Source organism: Cupriavidus sp. L7L (assembly GCF_004353535.1).
Lineage (GTDB): Bacteria > Pseudomonadota > Gammaproteobacteria > Burkholderiales > Burkholderiaceae > Cupriavidus > Cupriavidus oxalaticus_A.
In genome coordinates this window covers 404,744-431,290 of the sequence record NZ_SMNY01000022.1, presented here as the reverse complement: position 1 = coordinate 431,290, position 26,547 = coordinate 404,744, and the positions used below count along the sequence as shown (strand labels likewise).

24 protein-coding genes are annotated in these 26,547 nt (G+C 69.4%); 14 read left to right on the top strand and 10 right to left on the bottom strand.

Annotated elements, in window-relative coordinates; all coding sequences use genetic code 11:
- Positions 1–9: 9 nt before the first annotated feature.
- Positions 10–1,092: an IS630 family transposase gene (locus E1J61_RS21495; protein ID WP_133096008.1), complete on the bottom strand. Its 1,083-nt coding sequence runs from the start codon at positions 1,090–1,092 to the stop codon at positions 10–12.
- A 72-nt stretch (positions 1,093–1,164) separates the two neighbouring features.
- Here E1J61_RS21495 and E1J61_RS21490 point away from each other — a divergent pair, with 72 nt between their 5' ends.
- A complete protein-coding gene (locus E1J61_RS21490; RefSeq protein ID WP_243736942.1) occupies positions 1,165–1,371 on the top strand; it encodes a hypothetical protein in 207 nt (68 codons plus the stop codon).
- Between the two features lie 27 nt (positions 1,372–1,398).
- On the opposite strand, the gene E1J61_RS21485 is transcribed toward E1J61_RS21490, so the two are convergent.
- Complete coding sequence (locus tag E1J61_RS21485; protein ID WP_371704643.1) at positions 1,399–2,283, bottom strand: oxygenase MpaB family protein; 885 nt, start codon at positions 2,281–2,283, stop codon at positions 1,399–1,401.
- Between the two features lie 341 nt (positions 2,284–2,624).
- Between E1J61_RS21485 and E1J61_RS21480 the strand changes: the two genes are divergently transcribed.
- Together E1J61_RS21480 and E1J61_RS21475 are read left to right on the top strand one after the other, a co-directional pair.
- A complete protein-coding gene (locus E1J61_RS21480) occupies positions 2,625–2,819 on the top strand; it encodes a hypothetical protein (protein ID WP_205751603.1) in 195 nt (64 codons plus the stop codon).
- Positions 2,820–3,211: 392 nt separating this feature from the next.
- Positions 3,212–3,655: a BON domain-containing protein gene (locus E1J61_RS21475; RefSeq protein ID WP_133096007.1), complete on the top strand. Its 444-nt coding sequence runs from the start codon at positions 3,212–3,214 to the stop codon at positions 3,653–3,655.
- An 89-nt stretch (positions 3,656–3,744) separates the two neighbouring features.
- Here E1J61_RS21475 and E1J61_RS21470 read toward each other — a convergent pair whose 3' ends face one another.
- From E1J61_RS21470 to ligD, 4 genes are all read right to left on the bottom strand, one after another.
- Positions 3,745–4,854, bottom strand: a complete 1,110-nt coding sequence (locus tag E1J61_RS21470; RefSeq protein WP_133096006.1) for a Ku protein — start codon at positions 4,852–4,854, stop codon at positions 3,745–3,747.
- A 212-nt stretch (positions 4,855–5,066) separates the two neighbouring features.
- A complete protein-coding gene (locus E1J61_RS21460; RefSeq protein WP_133096005.1) occupies positions 5,067–7,178 on the bottom strand; it encodes a response regulator in 2,112 nt (703 codons plus the stop codon).
- Between the two features lie 296 nt (positions 7,179–7,474).
- The gene (locus tag E1J61_RS21455) at positions 7,475–7,891 is read right to left on the bottom strand and encodes a hypothetical protein (RefSeq protein WP_243736941.1); all 417 of its coding nucleotides are present in this window, start codon (positions 7,889–7,891) and stop codon (positions 7,475–7,477) included.
- 119 nt (positions 7,892–8,010) lie between these two features.
- Positions 8,011–10,857, bottom strand: coding sequence for a DNA ligase D (gene ligD / locus E1J61_RS21450; RefSeq protein ID WP_133096004.1), 2,847 nt, complete (start codon positions 10,855–10,857; stop codon positions 8,011–8,013).
- 306 nt (positions 10,858–11,163) lie between these two features.
- Here ligD and E1J61_RS21445 point away from each other — a divergent pair, with 306 nt between their 5' ends.
- Positions 11,164–12,171, top strand: coding sequence for an SDR family oxidoreductase (locus E1J61_RS21445; protein ID WP_133096003.1), 1,008 nt, complete (start codon positions 11,164–11,166; stop codon positions 12,169–12,171).
- A gap of 238 nt (positions 12,172–12,409) precedes the next feature.
- Positions 12,410–14,356, top strand: a complete 1,947-nt coding sequence (locus E1J61_RS21440; protein ID WP_133096002.1) for an ATP-binding protein — start codon at positions 12,410–12,412, stop codon at positions 14,354–14,356.
- Here E1J61_RS21440 and E1J61_RS21435 read toward each other — a convergent pair.
- Positions 14,341–15,393, bottom strand: a complete 1,053-nt coding sequence (locus tag E1J61_RS21435; RefSeq protein ID WP_133096001.1) for a sigma-54-dependent Fis family transcriptional regulator — start codon at positions 15,391–15,393, stop codon at positions 14,341–14,343. The genes E1J61_RS21440 and E1J61_RS21435 overlap by 16 nt on opposite strands.
- Positions 15,394–15,749: 356 nt before the next feature.
- Here E1J61_RS21435 and E1J61_RS21430 point away from each other — a divergent pair, with 356 nt between their 5' ends.
- From E1J61_RS21430 to E1J61_RS21405, 5 genes are all read left to right on the top strand, one after another.
- Positions 15,750–17,150 carry a sigma-54 dependent transcriptional regulator gene (locus E1J61_RS21430; protein WP_133096000.1) on the top strand — a complete coding sequence of 467 codons (1,401 nt, stop codon included), beginning with the start codon at positions 15,750–15,752 and terminating at the stop codon, positions 17,148–17,150.
- Positions 17,151–17,254: 104 nt separating this feature from the next.
- A complete protein-coding gene (locus tag E1J61_RS21425) occupies positions 17,255–18,088 on the top strand; it encodes a sensor histidine kinase KdpD (protein ID WP_133095999.1) in 834 nt (277 codons plus the stop codon).
- A gap of 202 nt (positions 18,089–18,290) precedes the next feature.
- Complete coding sequence (locus E1J61_RS37860) at positions 18,291–18,887, top strand: hypothetical protein (RefSeq protein WP_207951236.1); 597 nt, start codon at positions 18,291–18,293, stop codon at positions 18,885–18,887.
- A 43-nt stretch (positions 18,888–18,930) separates the two neighbouring features.
- On the top strand, positions 18,931–19,536 hold the full coding sequence (locus tag E1J61_RS21410; protein ID WP_133095997.1) for a hypothetical protein: 606 nt from the start codon (positions 18,931–18,933) through the stop codon (positions 19,534–19,536).
- Between the two features lie 46 nt (positions 19,537–19,582).
- Positions 19,583–20,041, top strand: coding sequence for a PRC-barrel domain-containing protein (locus tag E1J61_RS21405; protein WP_133095996.1), 459 nt, complete (start codon positions 19,583–19,585; stop codon positions 20,039–20,041).
- 80 nt (positions 20,042–20,121) lie between these two features.
- Here E1J61_RS21405 and E1J61_RS21400 read toward each other — a convergent pair whose 3' ends face one another.
- Positions 20,122–20,460 carry a BON domain-containing protein gene (locus E1J61_RS21400; RefSeq protein WP_133095995.1) on the bottom strand — a complete coding sequence of 113 codons (339 nt, stop codon included), beginning with the start codon at positions 20,458–20,460 and terminating at the stop codon, positions 20,122–20,124.
- Between the two features lie 245 nt (positions 20,461–20,705).
- On the opposite strand from E1J61_RS21400, the gene E1J61_RS21395 reads away from it, so the two are divergent.
- From E1J61_RS21395 to E1J61_RS21380, 4 genes are all read left to right on the top strand, one after another.
- Positions 20,706–21,275, top strand: a complete 570-nt coding sequence (locus E1J61_RS21395; protein ID WP_133095994.1) for a low affinity iron permease family protein — start codon at positions 20,706–20,708, stop codon at positions 21,273–21,275.
- A gap of 91 nt (positions 21,276–21,366) precedes the next feature.
- Positions 21,367–22,548 carry a DUF3182 family protein gene (locus E1J61_RS21390; RefSeq protein ID WP_133095993.1) on the top strand — a complete coding sequence of 394 codons (1,182 nt, stop codon included), beginning with the start codon at positions 21,367–21,369 and terminating at the stop codon, positions 22,546–22,548.
- Positions 22,535–23,395, top strand: coding sequence for a S9 family peptidase (locus E1J61_RS21385; RefSeq protein ID WP_133095992.1), 861 nt, complete (start codon positions 22,535–22,537; stop codon positions 23,393–23,395). The genes E1J61_RS21390 and E1J61_RS21385 overlap by 14 nt, the downstream gene beginning before the upstream one ends.
- A 68-nt stretch (positions 23,396–23,463) precedes the next feature.
- Entirely contained in the window at positions 23,464–24,522 is a 1,059-nt protein-coding gene (locus tag E1J61_RS21380; protein WP_133095991.1) for a DNA topoisomerase IB, read from the top strand.
- 59 nt (positions 24,523–24,581) lie between these two features.
- Here E1J61_RS21380 and E1J61_RS21375 read toward each other — a convergent pair whose 3' ends face one another.
- Both E1J61_RS21375 and E1J61_RS21370 read right to left on the bottom strand, forming a co-directional pair.
- Positions 24,582–25,217 carry a ParB-like protein gene (locus E1J61_RS21375; RefSeq protein ID WP_133095990.1) on the bottom strand — a complete coding sequence of 212 codons (636 nt, stop codon included), beginning with the start codon at positions 25,215–25,217 and terminating at the stop codon, positions 24,582–24,584.
- 55 nt (positions 25,218–25,272) lie between these two features.
- Positions 25,273–26,379: a BON domain-containing protein gene (locus E1J61_RS21370; protein WP_133095989.1), complete on the bottom strand. Its 1,107-nt coding sequence runs from the start codon at positions 26,377–26,379 to the stop codon at positions 25,273–25,275.
- Positions 26,380–26,547 lie beyond the last annotated feature (168 nt).

Sequence of the window (26,547 nt, the reverse complement as noted above, 5' to 3'; positions counted from 1 at the left end):
GATCCTCGATTACGATGCGCCGGTTTGCAACGGATAGCCCCGGAAGCTCCATTTGAACGGACGGGCCGCCTGATTGTGCGCGCGGACAAACTGCTCGGTGCGTTCGCGCAGGTGCGCGGTGCTGGTGTGGCTCGCATGGCGCAGTACCCGGCGCGTGTAATGGGCAAACCAGAGTTCGATCTGATTGACCCAACTCGCGTGCAATGGCGTGAAGTGGAAGTGAAACCGCCCATCGTGCCGGGCGTTGAACGCCTGCCAGACGGCCTGGGCGCAATGGGTGTTCAGGTTGTCCCAGACGACGTGCACCTGTTTGCCGGGGTAAGCACTTGCCACACGTTCCATGAAGGCCACCAGATCCTCCTGGGTGCGCCGGTCGCGGCACTCAGCCAGCACCTGTCCGGTATGCACATCCAGCGCCGCAATCAACGCCTGGGTACCGTGACGAATATATTCAAACTCGCGACGACGCAGTCGCCCAGGTGCAGGTTCCCGTCCAGGGTGCTTACGCTCGACGGCTTGAATGCCGGTCTTCTCGTCGATACTGAGCACCACCGCGTTTCGAGGCGCCTTGCGGTACAGCTTGCAAATCCCGTTGACCTTCTCGCGAAAGGACGGGTCTGGACTGTGCAGCCATTGCTGGACCCGGTGCGGACGCACGTCGCCGGCCTGCAGAATGCGCTGCACCTGGCTGCGGCTGATCTGCCCGACGACGCCGCGCTCCACGGCGCGCGCCACAATCTCGTCGAGCGTGGGCGTGACCCGTCCCTCAGGTTCCTGCGTTTCACACGCCAGCGCAACTAACTGTAGTCGCGCCTCGTGGGTGATGCGCGGCGGACGGCCACTGCGCTCGCCTTCACGAATGCCTTGGGCACCTTGCTCGGCAATGCGCTTGCGCCACAGGCAAACCGTTTGCACCGATACACCCAGTTCCCGCGCAATGACCGTATTGGAGTGGCCCTCGTGAGCCCACAACGCGATTCGCGCCCGCATCACGTCCCGTTGCGCAGCCGTCTTGCGCTCGATTAGCGATAGCAGTTCCTGTCTTTCCTTCTTCGCCAACTTCACTGGCGTTGCATGACGACCTCGACTCATCCCAACATGATATCGGAGGTGTGTATTTATTCAAGGCATTTACGGGATGTTGTACTAGGCGGCGGCGAAGACGTGCTGATGCGGTTGTTCCAGCGCGTGATGGCGGGCACGCAGGATGGCGGCGATGCCGCGGCGGTGCGCCAGGGCGCCGAGCATGCCTTCCGGCTGTTGTTCCTGATGAGCGCGGGGGTGTCGCTGCTGGCACCGTTCCTGGTGGCGCGGCTGCAGGAAAAAGTGCTGCGCGGCAGCGTCGGCAGCGCGGCAGCGGCTGCGGAGTGAATATTCCGAAGGCCGCGCCGGGATGTCCTAGCCCGCGGCCCCGCCCACATTGCCGCCGCGCGCCACGCGCCGCCGTGCCCGTGCGGCCAGCCCCGCGCCCAGTGCCCAGCGCAGCGCCGGCGCAAGCACGCGCATGCCGGCCCGCGTGGCCGAGCGCCGCAGCGACGGTCCGTCGAGGTCGAGCTGCTGCCGCGCCCACGGCGGCAGCAAGGCAATGCCGGCATCGGCCATGATCCGCACCGCCGGTTGCAGCAGCGGGTTGGCCACCGGCATCCTGCGCACCAGCCGCACCACTTCACGGGTGCGCTCGCTGGCCTGCAGCTGGGGCCGCATCGCTTCCAGGTAGGCCGCCACCGCCGCGCGCGAGCGCGGCACGTCGGCTGCGCCGAGCAGCAGCGCAACGCGCGCGACCTCGTCGTAATAGCGGTCCTGCTCGGCCTCGCCCAGCGGCCCGACATAGCGCAGGTAGCCCGCCATGAAGCTCGACACCTCGGCCACATGCACCCATGTCAGCAGCGCCGGATCGGTCGCCGCATAAGGCCGGCCGTCCGGCGCCACGCCGGTGACACCGGCATGGATGCGCCGTACGCGCCCGATCAGCGCCATGGCATCGTCGCGGCTGCCGTAAGTGGTGCCGGCAATAAACTGGGCGGTGCGGCCGAGCCGGCCCTGCATGTCGGTGCGAAAGCTGGAGTGGTCCCACACGCCGGCCAGCGCCAGCGGATGCAGCGTCTGCAGCAGCAGCGCGCTGACGCCGCCGGCCAGCATTGCCGGGAAGTCTGCGTGCACGCGCCAGCAGACCGCGTCGGGGCCGAACAGCCCGGGGTCGCCGGGCGGGTTGTCATAGTCGAGCGTGAGGCCGGAATTGCTGCGCGTCAGCGCGCGTACCTGCGCGCCGGCGTGCGCACGCACCCTGGCCACCGGTCCAGGCGCGCTGCGTTCGCGCCGGGCGTCGCGGGAGACCGCGGAATCAGCGGAATGGGCGGGATCGGTGTGGCTGGACAAGACCGTGGGGCAAGCAAGAAGACGTCACGGCCAGCATACACGGTAAGCCGCGGACGCGCGCGACGGGGTGCCGCGGCAATTTGGAAAGGAGAGCGGCAACCTCAGCAAAAAGGGCCGGATCTCCCGTTCGGGAGACCCGGCCGATCAAGTTCCGGCGTATGCCCCTGCGGCCGCACCGCATGTTGCTGCCGCACATACCCGGATAGCTGCCTCTATGTCAGCGGCAAGCCTGACTGCTGAGGTTACTGTTGGCGTTGTCCGCCCTGGCCGCCCTGGCCGCCTTGACCGCCCTGTTGGCCGCCCTGACCGCCTTGCTGACCACTGCGTTGACCGCTCTGCTGGCCCGGTTGCGAGCTGCCGCGATCCTGCTGTTGCTGTTGGCCTTGGCCACGATCTTGATTACCCATTTGACCGCCGCCCTGTTGTTGTCCCATGCCGCCTGATTGCTGGCTGCCGCGTTGGCCAGATTGCTGTTCTTGTTGCTTTTGATCTTGCTTTTGGCCCGACTGCGATTGACCCGGCTGTTGCTGCTGTCCCATTGCTAGTCTCCTTGACGCGGCGGACTGCCGCATTCCCGGTTTTGCAATCGCCATGCCAAGCGGAAGCATGCCGGCAGCGGGCTTGCCGTGGCGGGCGGCGCCGCATGCTGCACCCGGCGCGGCTGCCCGCTTTTACAACAGGTGGACCGATTTACACACCCCTGTCGCCGCGGCTCCCGCGTGGCGTTGGGAGAACACTTGGTATGGACTTTGCGGACTGACAACGTGCCAGCAGTCCCGCGTGCCAGGCAGCGAACGCGGCGGAGGCGCTGGGAACCTGTACAGGAGACACAGCCATGCGAATTACCCGATTTTCCGCGCGCGGCATCAGGCTGGCTTGCGTGGCCGCAGCGTTGGCGGCGGCTGCCGGCGCCGCGCAGGCGCTGGACAAAAGTGGCCTGATATTCATCGCGGCCGACAACGCGCCGGCGGCACCGGTCAACTCCGCGCCAGGCATGCCGGGCCGGGCCGACCCGGATCGTGGCGCGAGCGCCGACATGAGCGCCGACAAGGCCAAGCAGGCGGTCGAGGATGGCGCCATCACCACCAAGATCAAGACCAAGCTGCTGACCGCCAAGGATCTCAAGTCGACCGGCATCCACGTGAAGACGAAGAATGGCACGGTTGAAGTGGGCGGCACAGTGCCAAGCCAGCAACAGCATAACCTGGCACTGGACACGATCCGCAGTGTCGAAGGCGTGACGTCGGTGAACGATAACCTCAAGGTCACTTCGCGCTGACCGCTGAAGCGCAATGCCGGGCACGCCAGTGCCCGCCGTCCGCCGATGTGCGAAACACAACGCACCATCTCCGGTTTTCCGGATTCCAGCTAGGCGGCTTTGCGGCGTGTCGTGCCCGTGCTCTTGCGAGCCGTGGCATGAGACTTGGCATGCGACTTGGTGTGCGACTTGGTGTGCGACTGGGCCGGCGCATGCTTGGCCGCGGTCGTGCGCTTGGCCGTCGTCCGCTTTGCGGGTGACTTTGCGGGTGATTTCGTCGCCGCTGCATGGCGCGCGGGCGTCTTGCGGCGGCTGCGGCTTGCGCGGGCGCGGTCGTCATCGGCTTCGGCTTCCTTCGCCGCTTGCGATTCCTCCGCCGGCTTCGCGCGGCGCCGGCCCTTGCCGTCGTCGCCCTTGCCGCGCTCGCCCAGGCTCTTGCGCAGCAGCGCCACCATGTCGATGACCTTGGCGCTGCGCCGCGGCGCTTCTTCGTCCTCGGTGGGCTGGGTCAGCTGGTGCGTCTTGCCGGATTCGATCTTGGCGTCGATGCGCGCCATCATGTCGTCGCGATAGGTGTCGCGATACTGTTCTGGCTTCCAGTCTTCGGTCATGTCCTCGACCAGCTTGGTTGCCATCTCGATCTCGCGCGCATAGGCGCCGCTGCCCTTGGTGCTCGACGCTTTCGGCAGGCGCAGCTCCGAGATCGGCAGCACTTCATCGGCGAAGCGCATGGTGTTGAGCACCAGCGCGTTGTCGTGGACCAGCACTGCCGCCAGGTGCTGGCGATTGCGCAGCACCACCAGCGCCAGCGCGGCGCGGCCGGTGCGCCGCATCGTCGCATGCAGCAGCGCGTAGCCGCGGTCGCCGCGCTTGTCCGGCTCGAGGTAGTAGGGGGTGTCGAAGAAATAGGGCGGAATGCTCTGCGCCTCGACAAAGCTGACGATGTCGACCGTCTGCGTGGCTTCGACATTGGCCTGGCGGAAATCCTCGTCGTTCAGCAGCACGTACTCGTCCTTGGCGTACTGGTAGCCCTTGACGATGTGCTCCTTGTCGACCGGCTTGCCGGTGCTCTTGTTGATGCGCTGGTAGCCCACCGGGGCCATGTCGCGCACGTCTAGCAGGTCGAGGTCGAGTGTCTGGCTGCGCGACGCTGGCCGCAGGACGACCGGGATATTGACGAGGCCAAAGGTAATGGCGCCTTTCCAGATGATGCGGGACACTTGACGGCTCCTTTATCGCATTGATCGCGCGCGCGTTGCGGCGGCGGTGGCGGCTGGTCGCCCGGTGGCGGGTCGGAGACGGGTTCGGGAGGCCCCGGCGGCGGCTCGGGCGGCGGGACTTCCGGCTCTCGCGGGGGAATGTCGGGGTCGGGCGTGGTATGCACGTAGGCTCCTTGTCAGGGTTGATGGCGGACCGGCATGGCCGGTGGTGGCTAAACGCGGTCCTTGAGCGTATCGAGCAGGTGCGTCAGCGCGTCCAGGTCGGCCGGCTTGACCAGGTGCTGGTCGAAGCCCGCTTCCATCGCGCGCCGGCGGTCCTCGGGCTGGCCGAAGCCGGTCAATGCGACCAGCGTGGCGCCGCGCATCTCGGGCAGCGCGCGCAGCCGGCGCGCGGTCTCGAAGCCGTCCATGGCCGGCATGCCGAGATCCAGCAGCACCACTTCCGGGCGCGCGGCGGTGGCGAGCGCGACAGCCGTGGGCCCGTCCGGCGCCGTCACCACGGTGTGGCCCATGGTCTGGAGCGTCATGGTCATGGCTTCGAGGGCGTCGGCGTTGTCGTCCACCACCATGATCCGCCGCGACACGGCGCTGTGCGCCGCGGACTTGCCGGTGCCGGGGTGCCACTTGTGCCACGGCTCGACCGGCAGCGTGACGCTGAAGGTGCTGCCCTGGCCAGGGCCGGGGCTGTCGGCGCGGATCGTGCCGCCATGCAGCAAGACCAGCTTCTGCACCAGCGTCAGGCCGATGCCGGGCCCGTCGTGCGGGAAGGCGTTGGCCGGCGCCGTGCCGTCGTTGATGTTGCGGTTGCCGACGCTGCTGTCGATGCTGCTGCCTTTGCCGGCGTTGCCATCGGCGGGATCGTGCGGGGCCAGCGGGTCGAACAACAGCCGCTGCAGCGCCTCGGACAGTCCGGTGCCGTTGTCGCGCACGCGCACCGTGACATGGCCGCCGGCGGAACCGCTGGCCGCATGCTCGTCGAGCGTGGCGTCGACCGTGATCTGGCCGCCCGCGGGCGTGTAGGCGGCGGCATTGTGCAGCAGGTTGCTGAAGATCTGCGTCAGCCGCACCAGGTCGCCACGCACCGGCAGCGGCTGCTCGGGCAGCGACAGGCGCAGCGTGTGGCCGTAGACGTCGATCTCCGGCCGCACCGCTTCGACCGCGGTACTGAGCGCGGCGCGCAGCTCTACCAGGTCCTGGCGCAGTGTGATGCGGCCCTGGTTGAAGCGCGAGATATCGAGCAGCTCGTCGACCAGCCGGGTCAGGTGGTGCAGCTGGCGGCCGATGATGTCGCGCGCGCGGAACATGTCCTCGCGCGAAGGCGACAGCTGCTGCAGCATGTCGGCGGCGCTGCGCAGCGGTGCGAGCGGGTTGCGCAACTCGTGGGCGAGCATGGCCAGGAACTGGTCCTTGCGCCGCTCCTCGTCACGCAGCGTGCGTCCGGCGCGGTTCTGCAGCGTCACGTCCTGGCAGATGCCGGCAATGCGCAGCGGCCGGGCATGGCCGGTATCGCAGGCATCGCCGCCATCGCCGCCATCGCCGCCATCGCCGGCATGGCCGGCATCGGCGCGCGCGGCCGCCTGACCGGCGCCGTGCACGGGGAAGGCGCGCGCGCGGATCTCGCGCAGCTGGCCGTCGGGCCGCGTCATCTGGAATTCGATATCCATGCGGCCGTCGGCCAGCATGCTGGCGAGAGCGGCCTCGACGCGTGGTCGGTCGGCCGGGACCAGGCGGTCCAGGCAGCGGCGCGGGTTTTCCATCACCTCTGCGGCCGAATGGCCCCACAATGCCTCGAACGAAGGGCTGACGAACAGCAGGCGCCGGGCGGCGGGATCAAAAATCCAGACCACGTCGGCCAGCGACTCCGCCAGCTGGCGGAACAGGTCCTCGTTGTCGTGCAGGGCCTGCGTGGTGCGGTGGTAGGCATCTTCCGCCCCGCGCAGCCGCAGCAGCGCCTGGATGCTCGACAGGACTTCCTCGGGCTCGGCAGGCTCGACCAGGTAGCCGTCGGCGCCGCAGTTCAGCGCCTCGACCCGCTGGCGCGCCTGGGCCACGCCGGGCGAGGTCAGCAGCACCAGGGTGCGGGCGATCTCCGGGTCGTCCTTGATCAGCCGGCACACCTCCAGCCCACTGATATCGGGCAGGCGCGACGACAGCAGGACCAGCGCCGGCGCATGCTGGCGCACCAGCGCCAGCGCCGACTGGCCGGTGGCCGCCTCGATCACGGAAAACTCGCCGCGATGCAGGATGCGGCTCTTGACGTAGCGCGGTCCCTCGCGGTCCTCGACGTTGAGGATCAACGGAGCGCGGTTGGCTTGCGGGCGCATGGCGTCACGCTGACGCGCGCTTTCGCGCGCGTCCGCAGGCGACCACCGGCGCGCAGGCGCGCGGCCGGTGCGGCCGGTTTCGGAGCAGGTAAAAGCGTGCCGGCTCCGTGCCCTCGTGTGCAAATCCTGCAAGGCTGGGCGGCATGCCGGTTGTAATAACTACATGCGTGCAGAAGTGATCCATTGCGTTCCCCCTTTGTGGCGGCTTATCCACGGGCCCTCGACGAGGCCGTTCCGCTTCGCAGTGGCAAGAGGCATGCCGGGGCCATGCGCCGGCGGCAGGACGCGACGTGCCTTCAGCGGCGCGCGGCCTCGCCGCTATGCGCTTCGGCACTTGGCGAGGTGCCGCCGTGCGGGCCGGTCGAGCCAGGGGCTTCGGCCGCCTTTTGCGGGATCTTGCCGGGCTCGGTGGCGCCCCCTGCGGCAGCGCCCTTGCCAAAACGCGCTGCCAGCTTGTCCTGCACGCGAGTCAGGGCTTCGGCCTGCTGCTTGGCCGTTTCCGCTTCCTTGGCCTTCTTGGCTTCGGCCGCCTGCTGCTGCTCGGGCGTGGGTGCCGGCAAGCGCGCCTGCACCGGCGCGGCGGCGAACGACAGCATCGCGCATGAAATCAGCAGACGGCGCAGCGCGCGCCGGTTGTGCGGCGCGCGGGTGCGGGAGCCAGCGCTGCCGCCGCCGACGGCGCGGATCGTACCGGGAATGCTGAGGTGGGTCATTGCGCTCTCTCCGTAGGTTGCGGCCTGGCGCTCACGCCGGGTGTCCCGCCGTTTGTCCCGCCGTTTGTCCTTATGGAAAGCGGGGCAAGAAATGTGCCGCAGGTGTGCGGCGAGGTGGTTCAGCCGGCCCGCCCCAGCCGCGCCGCGGCACGGGTGATGGCCTGCCGCACGCCGGCATAGCCGGCCCACGGATCGTCGGCCTGCAAGGCCTCCAGCCGCGGGCCCACGTTGGCGACGGTCCATTGCGCCGCGCTCTCCAGCGTCCCGAGCTCTTCCCATGAGACCGGGATCGATACGCCCAGCCCTGGCCGCGCGCGTGCCGAGAACGCCGCGACGGTGGTCGCGCCGACACCATTGCGCAGGTAATCAATGAAAATCTTCCCGACGCGATTGCGCGCACCGCTCTTGGCGACGAAGCGCTGCGGGATGGTGGCGGCGACATGGCGCACTACGTCTTGCGCGAAGTCCTTGGCCTCGTCCCAGCCGGCGCGCGGCGCGACCGGCACCACCACGTGCAGGCCTTTGCCGCCGCTGGTCTTCAGGAAGCTGGCCAGGCCAAGCTCGTCGAGCAGTGCCTTCATCAGCGCGGCGGCCTCCTGCATCTGGTCCCAGGGCACGCCTTCGCCGGGGTCCAGGTCGAAGATGATGCGATTGGGCCGGTCGAGGCTGCGCTTGCTGGCATTCCAGGTGTGGAACTCGACCACGTTAAGCTGGGCCGCCGAGACCAGCGCCTCGGCCGACACGATCTCCAGCAGCGCGGGATGCCCCGGCCACAGCGACGGGTCCAGGATGTTGATGCCATCGACGCGCAGCGTGTCGCCATGGCGCTGGAAGAACTGTTCGCCGCCCACGCCGGCAGGGGCGCGCACCATCGCGATCGGGCGGCCGCGCAGGTGCGGCAGCATCAGCGGCGCGGCCTGCTCGTAGTAGCGCACCAGGTCGCCCTTGGTCAGGCCGGAGGCGGTGTCGATCACGCGTTCGGCATGGCTGATCCTGACCTTGCCACCCAGCGCGGCAGGCTGCTTGCCGTGGGCGCCGGTTCTTTCCGCGTTTTTTGCCGGAGCCTTCTCGGCTGTCTTCGATGCAGTCCTGGCTGCGCGCTTTGCGGGGGCGTTCTCTGGCGCAGTCTTTGCCGCCTTCTTTGCCGCTTTCGCTGCGGCCTTGGTCCCCTTGCCTGCCGGTGCCGCCGGCATCTCGACCGACACCGCCCCGGCGGGCTTGTCGGTGCGCAGCCCGTGGAACACGGCATGGCGCACGCGGCCTTCGCGGGTCCAGCTGCCGAACGACACCTCGGCCACCAGCTTCGGCCGCACCCAGTGTCCCTTCACGCCCGCCGGCACGGTCGCGAACGGCGACGTATCGGCGCGCAGCGCGTCGAGCTGCACGCGCAGTTCGCCGAGCGTGCGCGTGTCGAAGCCGGTGCCGACGTTGCCGGCATAGCGCAGCCGTCCGCCGCTGTCGTGCACGCCCAGCAGCAGCGAGCCGATGCCGGTGCGGCTGCCGCTGGGATCGGTAAAGCCCGCCACCACGAATTCCTGGCGCAGGGTGCATTTGAGCTTGATCCAGGTGTTGCTGCGCGTGCTGACATAGCTGGAATCGGCGCGCTTGCCGATCACGCCTTCGAGCTTCATGCGGCAGGCGGCGTCGAGCATTTCGTCGGGGGCGGCCTCGAAGTCCTCGCTGAACTGCAGCCGCGGCGCGGTGTTGCCGGCAAAGATATGCCGCAGCAGCGCGCGGCGCTCGGCCAGCGGCACCTTGCGCAGGTCATGGCCGGCATAGAAGGGCAGGTCGAACACGAAGTACTGGATGGCCTCGACGCGCGCGGTATCGAAGGCGTTCTGCAAGGCCTGGAAGTCGGTCTCGCCATGCTTGCCGAGCACCACGATCTCGCCGTCGAGCCAGCCGTCGGGCAGCCCCAGCGTGCCGACATCACGCGCCAGCGCGCGCAGCTTCGCGGTCCAGTCATGGCCCTGGCGCGTGAACAGCCGCACGTCCTTGCCGTCGATGCGCGCCAGCACCCGGTAGCCGTCGAACTTGATCTCATAGCGCCAGGCCGCGGCGTCGGCCGGAGGCTTGTCGACCAGCGTGGCCAGCTGCGGCGCCAGCGCCAGCGGCAACGCCGCGCGCGACGCGCCAGGCGGCGGCTTCAGTGCCCTGGCGCGGGTGGCGGCGTGGGTTGTCCCGCCGGCGTCGGCCTTGCCGGCACGCTTTGCCGCCGGCCTGGCGGAGCCGCTGGCAGCTTGCGTCTTGCGCGCCGTGCCGCCCAGCACGCTGTCGGGCAGCGCCTCGACCACGTCGAACTCGGCCGCCGGCACCGCGGCGTCGTCGCGCTCCTTGATCAGCAGCCAGGCGTCCTGCTCCTTCTGCCGGCTGCCGTGCATCCGCACCAGCGTCCAGTGGCCATGCAGCTTTTCGCCGCGCAGCTCGAACTTGAGCTTGCCGGCGCGGTAGCCGGCCTCGGCGTCGCCGACCGGCACCCAGGTGCCACGGTCCCATACGATCACCGTGCCCGCGCCGTAGTGCCCGGCTGGGATGACGCCCTCGAAGCCCGCGTAGTCCATCGGATGGTCTTCGACGTGGACTGCCATGCGTTTGTCGTGCGGGTCCAGGCTGGGGCCCTTCGGCACGGCCCAGCTTTTCAGCGTGCCGCCGAGTTCGAGCCGGAAGTCGTAGTGCAGCCGCCGCGCCGCGTGCTTCTGGATCACGAACGACAGCTCGCCGGCGCGCTTGCGCGGTGCGCCGCGCGTGCGGGCGGCGGCACCGCTGGGCTCGGGCGTGGCGCCGAAGTCGCGCATGCGGCGGTATTTGTCCAGCGCGGCGCTGGCCGTGCTGCGCTTGCGGGCCGCCGCGCCGGCCTTGCGCGCCGCCGGCGGCGAGCCCTTGCGGGCAGGCTTGCCGCTGCGCGCCGTCGTGCGCTTTGCCGCAGTGCGGCTGTCGCCGGAGTCCTGTCGCGTCGTCTTGGCCATGGCTGTTCCCGGTTGCGGAAAGATGCATCCAGCTTAGGCAGCACATGGCGCCGGCGAAATCGGCGCCAGTCCTACAGCGGCACAGGATGGCGCCGCAACGGCACGCGCACGGCAGCGCGTGCCGGCCGGCATGTGGTTCTTACCGGACGTTGTAATTCTGCCGCGCGTCCGCTCCCCCCTCCGCGCGCCCGCAGGCCGGCGCGGATGGGAACGCAATTTGCGATGCTTGTTCTGCAATGCACTGTCGGTGATCAACCATTGCCACGCCCGGCGCCGTGCCGGGATCATCCCGAGGAGAAGCGGCAGATGAAACCCACCCTGAAGAAAATCGGCTCGCAGGTGATCGTGCTGACCGGCGCCACCAGTGGCGTGGGCCTGGTCACCGCGCGCAAGGCCGCCGCGCGGGGTGCGCGGCTGGTGCTGGTGGCGCGCAGCGAGGATTCGCTGCACAAGCTGGCCGAAGAGCTGCGCCAGCAGGGCGCCGAAGTCATCACTGTCGCTGCCGATGTGGGCCGGCACGAAGAGGTCGGCAAGGTCGCGCAGGCCGCGATCGAGCGCTTCGGTGGCTTCGACACATGGATCAACAACGCCGGCGTGACGATCTTCGGCCGCCACGGCGACGTGCCGCTGGAAGACCAGCGGCGGCTGTTCGACACCAACTACTGGGGCACCGTCCATGGCTCGCTGGCGGCGGCCGCGCACTTGCGCGAATGCGGCGGCGCCATCATCAACATGGGCAGCGAGGCCTCCGATGGGCCGCTGCCGCTGCAGAGCGCGTACGCGGCCTCGCAGCATGCGATCAAGGGCTTTACCGATTCGCTGCGGCTGGAGCTGGAACAGGAACAGGCGCCGGTCAGCATCACGCTGATCAAGCCCGCCGGCCTGGAAACGCCGCTGGCCATGCACGCCAAGAACTTCCTTGACGTCGAGCCGCGCCTGCCGCCACCGCTGTACGATCCGGCGCTGGCCGCCGATGCGATCCTGTTCGCCGCCGAGAACCCGCGCCGCGACCTGTTCGTCGGCGGGGCGGCCAAGGCTTTCTCCGCGGCGGCGTACCACACGCCGCATACCTTCGACCGCTTCATGCGCCGCTTCATGGGCCGTGCCCAGCAGACGCGCCACCCGGCCGGCCCGCTCGAGGACAACACGCTGTACGGCAGCGGCAGCGGGCTGCAGGAGCGCAGCGGCACGCGCACCGCGCTGCAGTCGTGCCCCTATACGACCACGGCGCGGCATCCGGTGCTGGCCACCGCGCTGATCGTCGGCGCGTCCGCCGCGCTGGCGGCGGTGGTGCAGGCGCGCCGGGGGCGCTAGCCTTCCGCCCAGCCACACCGGCAACCAGCGCGCCGCGTGGTGTGCGCTGTGGTCGCGGTCGGTGCCACGAACACCTATCATGGATCTGAATGCCCGCCGGCTGGCGGGCATTTGGCCGTGCCGCAGGCGTACCGCCTGCCGGCCATGGTGGCACGCCGGGCGCCCGCATCCGCCGTACTGCGCGTACTACGTATTGAATGGCCTGCCATGTTCGTCCATTACCACGTAGGGTTTGTCCATGTCGGAGCCGCAAGCGACAAAAGGTGCCTGCGCGCCACATCTGGCAGAGGCGGGAGCCGTTCCCCCCGGGCCTGTCGGCCAGCCAACCGTTGAGCAATACCGGCGCCTGCTGGATGCGGTCGAGGACGTGGCGGTGTTCGAAACGGATGCAGAGGGCCTCATCGTGGCATGGCCCGACTCCGCGCTCCGCGTATTCGGCTATCGCGCCGAAGACATCGCCGGCCGGCACTTCTCCTGCCTGCACCGCGCCGATGATGTCGCCGCCGGTTTGCCGCTGCAGTGGCAGCAGGCCGCGGCGCAGGCCGGCAGTGCCCGCGACCGGGGCTGGCGCGTGCGCCGGGACGGCAGCCAGTTGCAGGCCGCCTGTGTCATGCATGCGAGCGCCGGCGGCTTCGTGGTGGCTTGCCGCGATATCACCGTGCAGGAAGCCGCGTCCGATCACGCCCGCCTGGCCGAGTCGCGCCTGCAGCTGCTGGCCGACAACCTGCCCGGCACCGCGGTCTGCGAGCTGGACCTGGATGGCACCATCCGCAGCTGGAACGTCGGCGCGCAGGCCGTGACCGGATACACGGCGGCTGAGGCGGTCGGCAAGCCGCTGGCGCTGTTGTACACCGGGCCGGATGCCGCGGCCGGGCGCGACCGCGCGGCGCTGGAAGCCGCGCGCGCCTGCGGCCAGTGGGCCGGCGACGAGCGCCTGGCACGCCAGGATGGCGCGATCGTGCGCTGCCAGACCCGCATGGTGCTGGTGCGCGATGCCGCGGGTTGCCCGGCCGGGCTGCTCTGGACCGCGCGCGACATCAGCGACGCGCTGCGCCTGGAGCTGCTCGAATCCGGCAACCGGCGCCTGCAATCCTTCCTTGCCATCCTTGGGCACGAACTGCGCAACCCGCTGGCGCCGGTGCGCAATGCGGTCGAGGTGATCGCGCTGACGCCGGATGCCGATACCCGCATCCGCCATTGCGCCGCGATCATCGACCGGCAGTTGCGCCAGCTCGAGCGGCTGGTCAACGACCTGCTGGATGTCGGCCGCGTGACCGCGGGCAAGATGAAGATGGAGCTGACGCCGACGTCTTACAACGAAGTGGTCGGCAACAGCCTCGAGGCGATCCGGCCGGTGCTCGATGCCGCCGGCCAGCAGCTGGTAGCGGAGCTGCCCGCCGTCTCGCCGCACGTGCGCGCCGATGCCAACCGGCTGGGACAGGTGCTGTTCAACCTGCTCAGCAACGCCACCAAGTACACCCCGCGCGGCGGCACCGTGAGCGTGCGGGTCCACGTGGAGCCGGCGCGCGTGGTGACGACCGTCTCGGATACCGGCCGTGGCCTGCAGCGGGCGGCGCTGGACCGGATCTTCAACCTGTTCTCGCAGGAAAGCGAGGCCGGCAGCCGCAGCGGGCTCGGCGTCGGGCTGGCGCTGGCCAAGGCCGTGGTCGAAGCGCACGGCGGCGCGATCCAGGCCGACAGCGCCGGGCCGGGCAAGGGCAGCACCTTCACCGTGATCCTGCCGCGTGCCGGTGCGCCACGCCGTGATCCTGCCGCACCGGCGCCGGGAACGCCGCCGCGGCGGCGCGTGCTGGTGGTCGACGACAATGCCGATTCCGCCGACAGCATGGCCGAACTGCTGATCATGCTCGGCCACGATGCGCGCGCGGCTCATGGCGGCTACCAGGCGCTGGCGCTGGCCGGCAGCTTCCGCCCCGACTACGTGCTGCTGGACCTGGAGATGCCCGACATGTCGGGCTATGAAGTCCTGCAGGCGTTGCGCCAGACCTGCGGCGCGCAGGTGCGCTTCCTGGCGCTGACGGGGCGCGGCACCCCGGATGACCATCGGCGCAGCAAGCTGGCCGGCTTCCATGCGCACCTGACCAAGCCGCTGGCGATCGACGCGCTGTTGCGGGCGCTGGCCGATCCGGCCACCGGCGCTTCGCCGTCTCAGAGCGAGCGGTAGGCGTCCAGCCGGTTGTACAGCGTCTTCAGGCTGATGCCGAGCGCGCGCGCCGCCTGGCGCTTGTCGCCGTCGAAGCGCGCCAGCGTGGCCATGATGATCTCGCGCTGGGTATCGGCCAGCGTGGTGCCCACGCGCACGTTGACCACGCCGTCCACGGTGGTGGGCCGCGGCGGCTGCGTAGCCAGGTTGGGATTGCCGATCTCGACCACCTTGTCGGCGAGGATAAAGGCCCGGTAGACCGCGTTCTTCAGCTCGCGCACGTTGCCCGGCCAGTCATAGCGCACCAGCCGGTCAAGCGAAGCGGCCGAGAAGGCCTTGTCGCTGTGTTCCATCGCGTTGTATTCGGCGAGGAAGTGCCGCGCCAGCGGCACGATATCGTCCGGGCGCTCGCGCAGCGGCGGGATATGCAGCGGAAACACTGCCAGCCGGTACAGCAGGTCTTCGCGCAGCTGGCCGGTGCGCACGGCATCGACCGGATCGCGGTTGGTTGCGGCCAGGATGCGCACGTCGGTGACGATCGGCGTATCGCCGCCGACGCGGTGGAAGGTGCGGCTTTCCAGAACCCGCAACAATTTGATCTGCATCTCGAGCGGCATTTCGGTGACTTCGTCCAGGAACAGGGTGCCGCCCTGCGCCTGCTCGAAGTACCCCGCCTTCTGCTCGATCGCGCCGGTAAAACCGCCCTTCTCGTGCCCGAACAACTCCGACTCGATCAGCGTCGGCTGGATCGCGCCGCAGTTGACGGCGATAAAGGGGCCGTTGCGCCGCGCGCTGCGCTCATGCACGGCGCGCGCCACCACTTCCTTGCCCGAGCCGCTTTCCCCCACCGCGAGCATGGTGACATCGGTCGGCGCCACCCGCTCCACCTGGGCCATCAGGCGCTGCATGGCCGGCGCGGTGCTTTCCCACAGCAGCGAGACCTGCGAGGGCACGGCCCGGCGCGGCGCAGCTTCCCCGGCCGCGGGGGAGAGGGGGGCCTGGCGGGCTGAGGCAGGGGCGGCGGCGCTGCGCCGAGGAGGCGTGGTGGTCACTGGCACGATCGAAGGCAGGGCTTGGCGAGCTTGTCGTGTGAGGGTGGGAAGTTCCTATGCTAGCCTTTGCCAGAGGGCCTTGCCATAGCCGCGCGGTCCCGCGCGGAAAGGTCCGACAGCGGTGTCAGACAGACACTGGCAACCTTGGCCCCAGGCCGGGCTTAGACTTTTATTACGCAGTGGACTGGCAGTATGCAGTCGGAACCGTGCCGCACCTGTCCTGAATTGCCCGGAATGCCTGCCTTGCCGCGCTTCGCATGGCGCGCGGCGGCGGCTGCGGTACCTGGCGCCGGGCCGGAATTCGGACAGGCGTTCTTTGCTGGTTCCGCAGAAGTTTCCATTAAGTCTCACTGACGGATCGTATGCCCCACATCCTGATTGTCGATGACGATGAAAACGCATGTGCCGCGCTGGCGGAGATCGTGGCCATGGAAGGTTTCACTTCCGCCACCGCCGGCAGCCTGCGCGAAGCCCGGCTGCAGTTCGGCTGGCACATGCCTGACGCGATTGTCGCCGACCTGCGCCTGCCCGACGGCAACGGCATGGAGCTGTTCGACGAGGTCGGCGCCTCCGGCGTCGAAGTGATCCTGACCACCGGCTATGCCAGCGTCGAAAGCGCGGTCGAGGCCCTGCGCGCCGGCGCTACCGACTACCTGGTCAAGCCGATCAACGTGGCGCGGCTGCAGACCGTGCTCAAGCGCCTGGCCACCACCGGCGAGCTGCGCGCCGAAATCCATTCGCTGCGCGGCGAACTGCGCCGCTACGGCCGCTTCGGCCGGCTGATGGGCAGCTCGGAGGTGATGCAGACGGTCTATGACCAGCTCGCGCGCGTGGCGCCCACCGAGGCCACGGTGCTGCTGATCGGCGAAAGCGGCACCGGCAAGGAGCTGGCCGCGCAGACTGTGCATGAGCTGTCGTCGCGGCGGCGCCAGCCCTTCCTCGCGGTCAATTGCGGCGCGATCTCGCCCACGCTGATCGAGAGCGAAATGTTTGGCCACGAGCGCGGCAGCTTTACCGGCGCCGACCGCCAGCACAAGGGCTACTTCGAGCGCGCCGACGGCGGCACGCTGTTTCTCGACGAAATCACCGAGATGCCGGCCGAGCTGCAGGTCAAGCTGCTGCGCGTGCTGGAGACCGGCACCTTCATGCGGGTGGGCACCAACCGCGAATGCCATGCCGACGTGCGCGTGCTGGCCGCCACCAACCGCAACCCGGAAGAGGCCGTGGCCGACGGCAAGCTGCGCGCCGACCTGTTCCACCGCCTCAACGTGTTCCCGGTGGAGCTGCCGCCGCTGCGCGCGCGCGGCGACGACGTGATCCAGATCGCCAACCTGATGCTGGACCAGCTCAACGGCGAGCAGGGCACGCAGCGGCGCTTCGCCCCCAACGTGCTCGACAGCCTGCGCCTGCATGCCTGGCCGGGCAATGTGCGCGAACTGCGCAATTTCGTGCAGCGCGCCTTTATCATGGCCGACGAGGATCTCATCACCGAGGTGCAGGTGCCGCTGCAGGTGGCGGCCACGCAGGCCCCCGGCGCGGCGGTGGTGTCGGTGCCGGTAGGCATGTCGCTGGCCGACGCCGACCGCCAGCTGATCTTCGCCACGCTGGAGCAATGCGCCGGCGTCAAGAAGCATGCTGCCGAGATCCTCGGCATCAGCCTGAAGACTTTGTACAACCGGCTGGAAGATTATGCCGCCCGCGGGGAGCTGCCCGAGTGGCTGCGCGCCTCGCGCAATGACACGGGATCGTCCGCGACCGGTTGACTGGCCTGGGATGCCCTGTGGGCTGGCCTCCCGGCGCTGCGCGCAGCACGTTTCTTGCTTCTACGCCAAGTAGCCAACCTGGCCGCCCAGACGCCAATCCGACCATGACGCAACCGCAGCCGCCGTCCAACCTGCCGGACGTTTCTGACGATCAAGCCACGGATGTGGCTGCCGGCGCGGACACCGCCGAAACGGCCGCGGTGCGCGCGGTGCAGGAAGTCAGCACGCTGATCGAGCAGTCGGCCCATGACCTTCGTTCATCGCTCAATGCCATCCAGAGCTGGGCCTACGTGCTGGACCGCGCCTTCGATGCGGCGCCGGCCCCGGCGCAGCGCGCGCTCGACGGGATTCGCGCCGGCACCCAGCAGCAGCTGGCGCTGATCGAGGAAATGGAGGAATCGGTGCGACTGCTGGCCGACGAGCGCCCGCCGAGCTGGCAACGCATCGACCTGCTCGACGCCGCCGCGCAGGCCATTGCCGACCGCCGTCCGGCCGCCGAGGCGCGAGGGGTGCTGCTGGCCCCCGTCACCACCGACGGCGCGGGGGATGGCGGGTATGGCATCGACGGCGATGCGAACCGCCTCGTCCCGTTGCTGCGGCACCTGCTGGTGCATTGCATCTGGCGCGCGCCGGCGGGCGGCTCGGTGGCCATGCATCTGTTCGGCGAGCCTGCCCACGTGAAGCTGCGCATCGCCGAGAGCCCGCCGCTGGACCAGCAGCGCAGCGCCAGCCGGCTGGCGGCACTGACCGACTTCTTCGGCCGTCGCGCCGCGCCCGACGGTGGCAGCCAGGCGCGGCAAAGCACTGCGCTGCTGCTCACGCGGCGCATGGTCGAGATGCATGGCGCCCTGCTCAGCGCCGAAGGCGATGGCTGCGACGCGGACAAGATCAGCGTCTGCATCGCCGTCAGGTTCCCGCGCCAGCCACGTACGGCGTGACATCGCGCGCTGCGCGCCCAGCTTCCATCCTTTGCTTGACGATGTAGTTTTTACCGGCAGGTCTGTCGCGCAGCGCATTGGCCGAGCGCCGGTGGCGTGTCCGGCGTGGCGCCTGGCGGGCATGTAGCGCGCGTCGGTCAGGCCCGGGCGGTCTGGCCCGGCCTTTGCATGGGTCAGTCACCCAACCAAGGAGGGAACAACCATGCCTAACGCCAGCCGCAAGTCCGACAAGGCCGCGCAGGTTGCCCGCAAGCCGTCCGGCGCGAAATCCTCGGCATCCACCGCAAGATCCTCGGCCAAGCCTGGCGCGCGATCGGCCGCCAAGCCTGCTGCAAAGACTGCGACCAGGGCCGCGGCAAAACCAGCGGCCAAGCCGGCAGCCAAGCCGGCCAAGCCAGCCGCCAAGCCTGCTGCAAAGACCGCTGCCAAGACCGCTGCCAAGACCGCTGCCAAGACCGCTACCAAGACCGCTACCAAGACCGCTACCAAGACCGCGGCCCGCCCTGCAGCCAAGGCCGCCGCGAAGGCTGACAAGCCGCAGGCGATGCGCGCCAGCGCCGCTTCCGACAAGCCCCAGCGCGGCAAGGAGGCCAGGACGTACCAGGCCGCCGTCGACGACTCCCTGGAGATGACCTTCCCGGCCAGCGACCCGATCTCGCCGAGCGCCGCCATGCACGCCGAAAGGAAGACGCAGACCGCGCGCGACGACGTCGACTGGAAGCTCAAGCGCGGCAGCGCGCAGCAGCCCGTCGGGGCCAAGCCCGCGGGTCAGCGCAAGGGCAGCATGCGCGGCCGCTAGCGTAGCCAATGCGCGATTCCGATCAACAAGACATGGAGCCAGCATGACCGCTATCGTCGCAGGTCGATTCGACAGCTTCAGTACCGCCGAGTCCGTCGCCAGCCGCCTCAAGGCACGCGGTTTCGCGGACCAGGACCTTAGCCTGTTCTACGTCAATCCGCCCGGGCAGCACGCTGCCTACGCGGTGGGCGGCGACCACGCGGCCGATGCCGGCGCGCGCAAGTCCGGCGCTGGTGCCATTGCCGGTGTAGTGATCGGCGCCGCGGCCGGCGCTGCTGTGGGTGCGATGCTGGTGTCGGCGCTGGCCGCTGTACCGCCGGTATCGATCCTGGTGCTGGTAATTGCCGTGGGCCTGGGCGCGTACCTCGGTTCGCTCGCGGGCGCGCTGGCGCTGGCGCGCGACGGGCGCCGCAATCCGGTGACCGGCCAGCCGCCGGTGCGCAACGCCGGCGTGCTGCTGGCCGCGCACGTTTCCAGCGGCGACACCGCCGCGGTCGCGGACCTGCTGCGCCGGGAAGGCGCCAAGGACGTGGAGCGTGCGGACGGGCAATGGGTCGATGGCCGCTGGGTGGATTTCGACCCGCTGGTGCCGCCGGTGCCGGCAGACGCGCGACGCCAGGCACCGGGCAGCCGGCCCCGCGCGGAATGACTTTCTTGCAGCGACTTGTTGCAGCCAACCCGAAACGGAGGTGTCCATGACCCAAGTCCAACCTGAATCCCCTGGCGAACAGCCGCGCGGCGCATCGATCGTCGGCGGCATCGACCGCAATTCCCCGGGCCCGGGCCCGTTCGTGATGGCCGCCGATACGCTCGAGGGCAACAAGGTGGTCGACCCGGCGGGCGACGACATCGGAACCATCGATCACATCATGATCGATGTCCTTGGCGGCCGGGTCGCGTATGCGGTGCTGGCCATGGGCGGCTTTCTCGGCATCGGCGAAAAGCTCTTTGCCTTGCCGTGGTCCGCGCTGACGCTGGACACGCGCCGCAAGTGCTTCGTGCTCGGCGTCGAGAAAGATCGTCTCAAGGCCGCACCCGGGTTTGACAAGGACCACTGGCCGAGCATGGCCGATTCGCAGTGGGCCACCAGCATCCACCAGTACTACGGTATTTCGCCGTATTGGGAAGCGGACCGCTACGATCCGTGGGGCTGAGCAAGGGAGACAGCGCTGTGAGCCAGTGAGCGATGAACGAGGCGCCGGATCCGATCCGGCGCTTCTATTTTTTTGGGGAGTCAGACCTTGTGGTTGATCTGCCCATACGGGCGCTGCGATGGGTCGGCTTGCATGCCGCTGTCTTCGGGCTGCGCCGGCGCCTCCGGTGGCGGTTCATGACGCAGCGACAGCGCGTTGTGCACACCGAGCACCCCGGCGCTGACGGCCGCGGCTTTCTCGATGCGCTGCGCGGTGTCGGCATCCTCCACGCAGCCCCGCACCGTGACCCGGCGATCCGAGACTTCGAGCGTCACGCCGTCGGGAAAGCGGCCGTCGCATGCCGCGGCGATCTCGGCGCGCACCGCCACGCGCAGCGCTTCGTCGTCGGCGGCGGATGGGGAAGGGGCGTTCTCGTTCATTTCGGCTCCTCGACAGATAAACCCTGTCCGGCGCAAGAACCATTCCCGCGCAAGCTGCCAGCGGCATGCGCGCCGCGCGCGGCGGAAACGCAAGCCGTGTGCCGCGGATTGCCAGGCAAGTGCTGCGCGCGTTGTAGGACTGCGCCCGCTGCACATCGGCCCCATGCCCTCCATACAATGAAATCAGCATGCCGCGGCGCCGGCGCACCGCGCGAACGAGCAAGGCGCAACAGAGGAGCGCAACGATGAGCAAGTCCAGCCCGAACCTGCCGTGCGTCAATCATCAGCCAGCGTCTAGGCGTGACAGCGTATTGCACGCGTTTGACCGCTTCGCGGGTGGTGCCACGCGCCGAGCCGGCTCTCCCACTGCATTTGTGCTCGCGCTCGGCGTGGTGGCCGCCTGGGCCATCACCGGGCCCATGTTCGGGTTCTCCGAGACCTGGCAGCTGGTCATCAACACCGGCACCACCATCGTCACCTTCCTGATGGTGTTCCTGATCCAGCAGAGCCAGAACAAGGACGCCGTCGCGGTCCACCTCAAGCTCAACGAGCTGCTGGCCTCGCACCGCGAAGCCAGCAACATGCTGGTCTCGATCGAAGACCTCGACGAGGAAGAGTTGCGGCAGCTGGTGAACTTCTACCGCCACCTGGCCGAGCTGGCCGATAAGGAAAACGGGCTCAAGATGAGCCATTCGCTGGACGAGGCGCGCGAGAACCACGCGGCCAAGCAGCAGGCCCGCGCCTCGCGGCAGTACCGCCCGAAGGACGGCGGCAGCGGCGCCGATGCGCATGCCATTGCCGACGCCAGTCCATAAGCCGCTCTACCGGGCAGCGGCACGCATGCCGCTTGCCGCGGTAGTCGTCAACTTGTCGCGCCAACCAGGTCATCGAGCAAGGAGCCACCCCGTGTCCGATCCGAACAAGGCAAGCAAGCGCAAGCAGATGGAAGCGGCCGGCGCTGCGTCCCGCACGGTCATGGTGTACGGCTGCGACTCGCTGGGGCAGCCGGACAGCCACCTTGGCACCACCATGGCCAATATCGCGCGCAAGGTGGCCGAGATCGCGGGGATCGGCTACGCCGGCACCTATGATGAAACCGCGCCCGGCCAGCCGCGGCCCTACCTGGTGCCGGCGCAGACGCTGGTCGGGCAGGACCTTGCCGCGCGCCTTGGCGTGCAGGGAAAGGGCGACCTGTTCGGCGGCGTGGTGCCGTACGCGTTCGTCGCCACCAAGGCGATCACGCACGGCCTGGTCGAGCCGGGCGCGGCTGCGCCCGAAGGATGGAGCGACGCTTTCGTGCAGCGTGTGGTCGGCGCCACCCTGCCGGGCTTTACTGCGTTCACCCTTGCCGATGCGCGCACCGCCGGCACGCGCCTGCTGGCACTGGGTCCGGTGCGGCTGAAGGAGCCATGCGGCATCGGCGGGCTGGGCCAGTGCGTGGTCGACAGCGCGCGCGCGCTGGACGAAGCGCTTGCCGCCATGCCCGCTGCGGTGGTGGAGGCCCACGGCATCGTGGTGGAACGCGACCTCGACGCGCCGCAGACCTATAGCGTCGGCCAGGTGGAACTGGCCGGGCTGCGCGCCAGCTATTGCGGCACGCAGGGTCTGACGCAGAACAACCGTGGCCAGAAGGTCTACGGCGGCTCGACGCTGACGGTGGTGCGCGGCGGTTTCGACACGCTGCTGGAGCAGCCGTTCGACGCACGCACGCTGGCCGCGGTGCGCGCGGCGATGGTGTACCACGATGCCGCGCTGTCCTGCTATGGCGGCATGGTGCTGACCCGCTGCAACTACGACGTGGCCTTCGGCCCGGCCGCTGGTCCCGACGCCGACCGCGAGCAGGTGCTCGGCGGCGTGCTCGAGCAGTCGTGGCGCGTAGGCGGTGCCACCGGTGCCGAGCTGGCGGCACTGGAGGCGCTGCGCAACGATCCGGACCGCGCCCGCGTGGTCGCATCCACGCGCGAGGTGTATGGCGCCAACGTGCGGGTGCCCGCCGGGGCCGTGATCTATTTCCAGGGAGAGGACCGCCACGTCGGCCCCCTGACCAAGTACGCAAGGCTGGAGCCCGATTCCCATGGCAACCCATGAAGAACTGCTGCAGATCGAGAGCGAGGGCGGCACCATTGCCGGCACCCTCATCAGTCCGGAGACGAAGTTGCCCGGCGTGCTGTTCGTGCACGGCTGGGGCGGCAGCCAGCAGCAATACCTGGCGCGCGCGCGCAAGGTTGCGGGGCTGGGCTGCGTCTGCCTGACCTTCGACCTGACCGGCCACGCCGGCACCAGGTCGCAATACGAGACCGTCACCCGCATGCGCAACCTGGCCGATGTGGTCGCCGCGTACGACACGCTGGTACGGCAGCCGGAAGTCGATCGCAACGCCATCGCGGTGGTGGGCAGCAGCTACGGCGGCTACCTGGCGGCGCTGCTGAGCGCGATGCGCCCGGTGCGCTGGATGGGTTTCCGCGCGCCGGCGCTGTACATGGATTCCGGCTGGGAACTGCCCAAGCGCCAGCTGCACCGCGAACAGGACCTGGTGGCGTACCGGCGCAGCGTGGTCGCGCCCGAAGACAACCGCGCCGTGCGCGCCTGCGCGGAATTCGGCGGCGACGTGCTGGTGATCGAATCCGAGCACGACCAGGTGGTCCCGCACGCCGCGGTGATGAGCTATGTCGACGCCTGCGTGCATGCCAACTCGATGACCTACCGCGTGATCAAGGGCGCCGACCATGGGCTGACCGAGGAGGAGAGCCAGCGCGCGTACAGCAGCCTGCTGGTCAACTGGCTGCGCGAGATGATCACCGTGGCGCGCGCCGGCCCGGTCAGCGCCGACAGTGCCTTGCAGCCCAAGCCGCCACGCGCGGCGCCGGAGCCCGACGGCGATGCTGCCGGCATGGGCGGGGAGCTGCCCTCGCCAGCCCCGGCCAGTGCCGGATAGTGCCCGGATAGTGCCCGGATAGTGCCCGGATAGTGCCCGGATAGTGCCGGCCCCGGAACGCAACGCGCATGGACAGCATCCTCACCGCCACCGAGCCCGCCGCGACGCTTGACGCCGTGCTGCGCGATGCCGGCCTGCGCTATGTCGACGACAGCAGCCCTGGCATTACCCGGTGCCGCCAGGGCAGCGGCTTCAGCTATATCGATCCCGATGGCGAACGCGTGCGCGACGCAACCACGCTGGCCCGCATTGCCGCGCTGGCCATCCCTCCGGCGTACGAGTCGGTGTGGATCTGCCCGGATGCGCGCGGCCACCTGCAGGCCACGGGGCGAGACGCGCGCGGGCGCAAGCAGTACGTCTACCACCCCGAATGGGCGGCACTGCGCGATTCAGACAAGTACGCGCGCCTGCCAGCCTTCGGCGCGGTGCTGCCACGGCTGCGCGCCCGTGCCGCGCGCGACCTGGGCCGCAACGGCATGCCGCGTGAAAAGGTCGTGGCGGCGGTGGTGGTGCTGCTCGATGCCACGCTGGTGCGGGTGGGCTCGCCGCGCTACGCGCAGCAGAACCGCACCTATGGCCTGACCACGCTGCGGCGCCGGCATGTGACCGTGCGCGGCAGCCGGCTGCGCTTCCAGTTCACCGGCAAGAGCGGCATCACCCACGACGTCTCGGTCAACGACCCGCGCCTGGCGCGCGTCGTGCGCAACTGCGCCGACCTGCCGGGCCAGCGGCTGTTCAAGTACCGCGACAGCGACGGCGAGATCCGCGAGATCGGCTCGGCCGACGTGAATGCCTACCTGAAGGAGGCGACGGGCGGCGAATTCACCGCCAAGGATTTCCGCACCTGGGCCGGCAGCGTGCATGCGCTGGCAATCCTGCGCAAGCTGCCGGAAGCCGCCAGCGAAACCGCGCGCAAGAAGGCCGTGGCCGACGCGATCCGGGAGGTGGCGCGACAGCTGCGCAATACCATGGCGGTTTGCCGCAAGTGCTATGTGCATCCCGGCGTCATCGAGGCTTACCTGTGCGGTGTGCTCGAAGCCGGCGGAAAGGCGCCGACGGTGGCCAGGCTGCGCGCTGACGAAGCCCGCTTGCTGCATTTGCTGCAAGCGGTGCGGCGCGATGACTGAGCGGCCAATTGCCGGGCATCGGGCCGGCCGTCGGGCCGGGCGTCAGCCGCCACCGGGCTTCAGCACCGCAGCGGACCGATATAGCCGGGCAGTTCGCGCGCACCCGCGGCATGCGCCAGGCGGAACGCGCGCGTCAGGGCGTCGGCGAAGTGATGCGCCGTGTCGAACGGACCCGGCACATTGCGGCGGAAATAATCGGCCCAGCGGAAATCCGGGTAGGCGGTCTTGACCTTGCGATAGCCCCCGGCGAGCTGCACGAATGCTTCAAGACTGCGGTAGGGGTCGTCGCGCATGTCGTGGACGGCCTCGGGCAGCTCGGTCAGCGGCCGGCGGCGGCCGTGCTCGTCATAGGGGTGGACCAGGTGGTTGGTGACCATGTAGCGCCAGAACGCCGGCACGTCGAGGTCGCTGACATCGGCGCGGACAATGCCGGGCACGTGGCTCAGGCCGAGGTCGTGCCAGGCGCGTACCCAGTGGTGATGGTCGACCACGTAGAGGCCCTGTTCCGGCCCGATTATCAGGTGGACGCGGTGCCGGTCCAGGAACGCTGCGCGGTGCTCGGGCGGCACGCGGCGCGTTGCGTGGACCTTTTGCGCGACGTGGTAGCCGCCGACAGTGATCTGGGTCGGGTGCAGCGCGTCCAGGGGCACCATCAGCTTGGCACCACGACGAAGTTTGCGGGGATGACGTGGCATATCAGCGCGGCGCGGCCAGGCGCTTCTTAGACGCGCCGCGCCGGATGACTGGCGCTCAGCTCTTGTTCAGCGTGCGCTCCGGCGACGTGCCGGTATCCGCCGCGCTGCCGGCAGTGTCTTCGCCACCAACCTCGGAGCCCGCGGCCCATGCCGAGCCCTGGCCGCCTTGCCCGCGTTCCACGCGCAGCCGGTTGTCGACCTCGGTCACGCCGAACACCGCATCGGCGATTTCCTCGATGACATACTTCTCGCGGCGCTCGCGCACGGTGCCGTCCAGCGTGACCACGCCGTTGGCGACTTCCACGCTGACTTCGCCGACATCGATGTAGGGATTCATGGCGAGGCGCTCGCAGACGTCCTCGCGCACCCGCTCATCCGAGCGGCGGTAGCCCTTGGGGCCGGTCATGCGCCTGCCGGCTTGCTGGCTGCGCTGGCTCCATCCCTGCGCGGCCGCCTGCTGGCCAAAGGCCCGGCTGCGGCGATAGCCGTAGTCGTCCGGGTAGACCCGCTGCCCGCCGCTGAATGACTGGCCGCCGCTGGCGGAATCGCCATAATAGCCGCTGCCATAGCTCGGCTCGCCGCCGCGCTGGCCGCGGTCGCGCTCCATGCCTTCGCGCCAGTGCATGGCGCGGCCGCCGCGCTCGCCACGTTGGCCCCGCTCATCGCGCTCATCGCGCTCGCCGCCACGGCCGCGCGGCCCGAAGCGGTCTTCGTCGCGGTAACCATAGCCCGATTCGCGCTCCTGGGCGTGATAGCCGCTGTCTTGCGCCGACGGACGGTAGCCGCCGTAGCCGCTGCTGTAAGGATGGCCGGTGCCGCCGGCATCCGATGCGCCATAGCCCGGCTGGCCCCAGCTGCCGCGGCCCTGGCCGGAGGGCGTGTCCTGCTGGTACCACGGACCGCCGTGGCGCGCGGATTCGCTGCCGCGGCGTTCATCGCCACGTTCGTTGCCGTACTGGCCACCCGAGCGGCCGCGGCTTTCGCCGCGCCACTCGCCGCGGCCCTCGCGCTCGTCACTGCGCTCGTCACCGCGCCAGTCTTCGCCCCATTCCTGGCCCCAGTCTTCCGAGCCGCTGCCCCGGCTCTCGTCGCGCCGGCCCGCTTGCTGGCGCTGGCCCTGATTTCCGCCGCGGCTGCCGCGGTCGTTGCGGAAGTTGAACATTGCTTGCCTCCTGGCTGAATGGTCCGGCTGGGCCGTTGCCTGCGCAAAGCTGGCTGCGGCGCCGGGCCGTTGAAGTGCGGTGGTTTCCGCAGGGTTTCCGCAGGGGAAAGCCGCAAAATCCGTGCCCCTTCGCTGCCGCGCCCGCACGCCGCCGCGGGCGTGGCACCG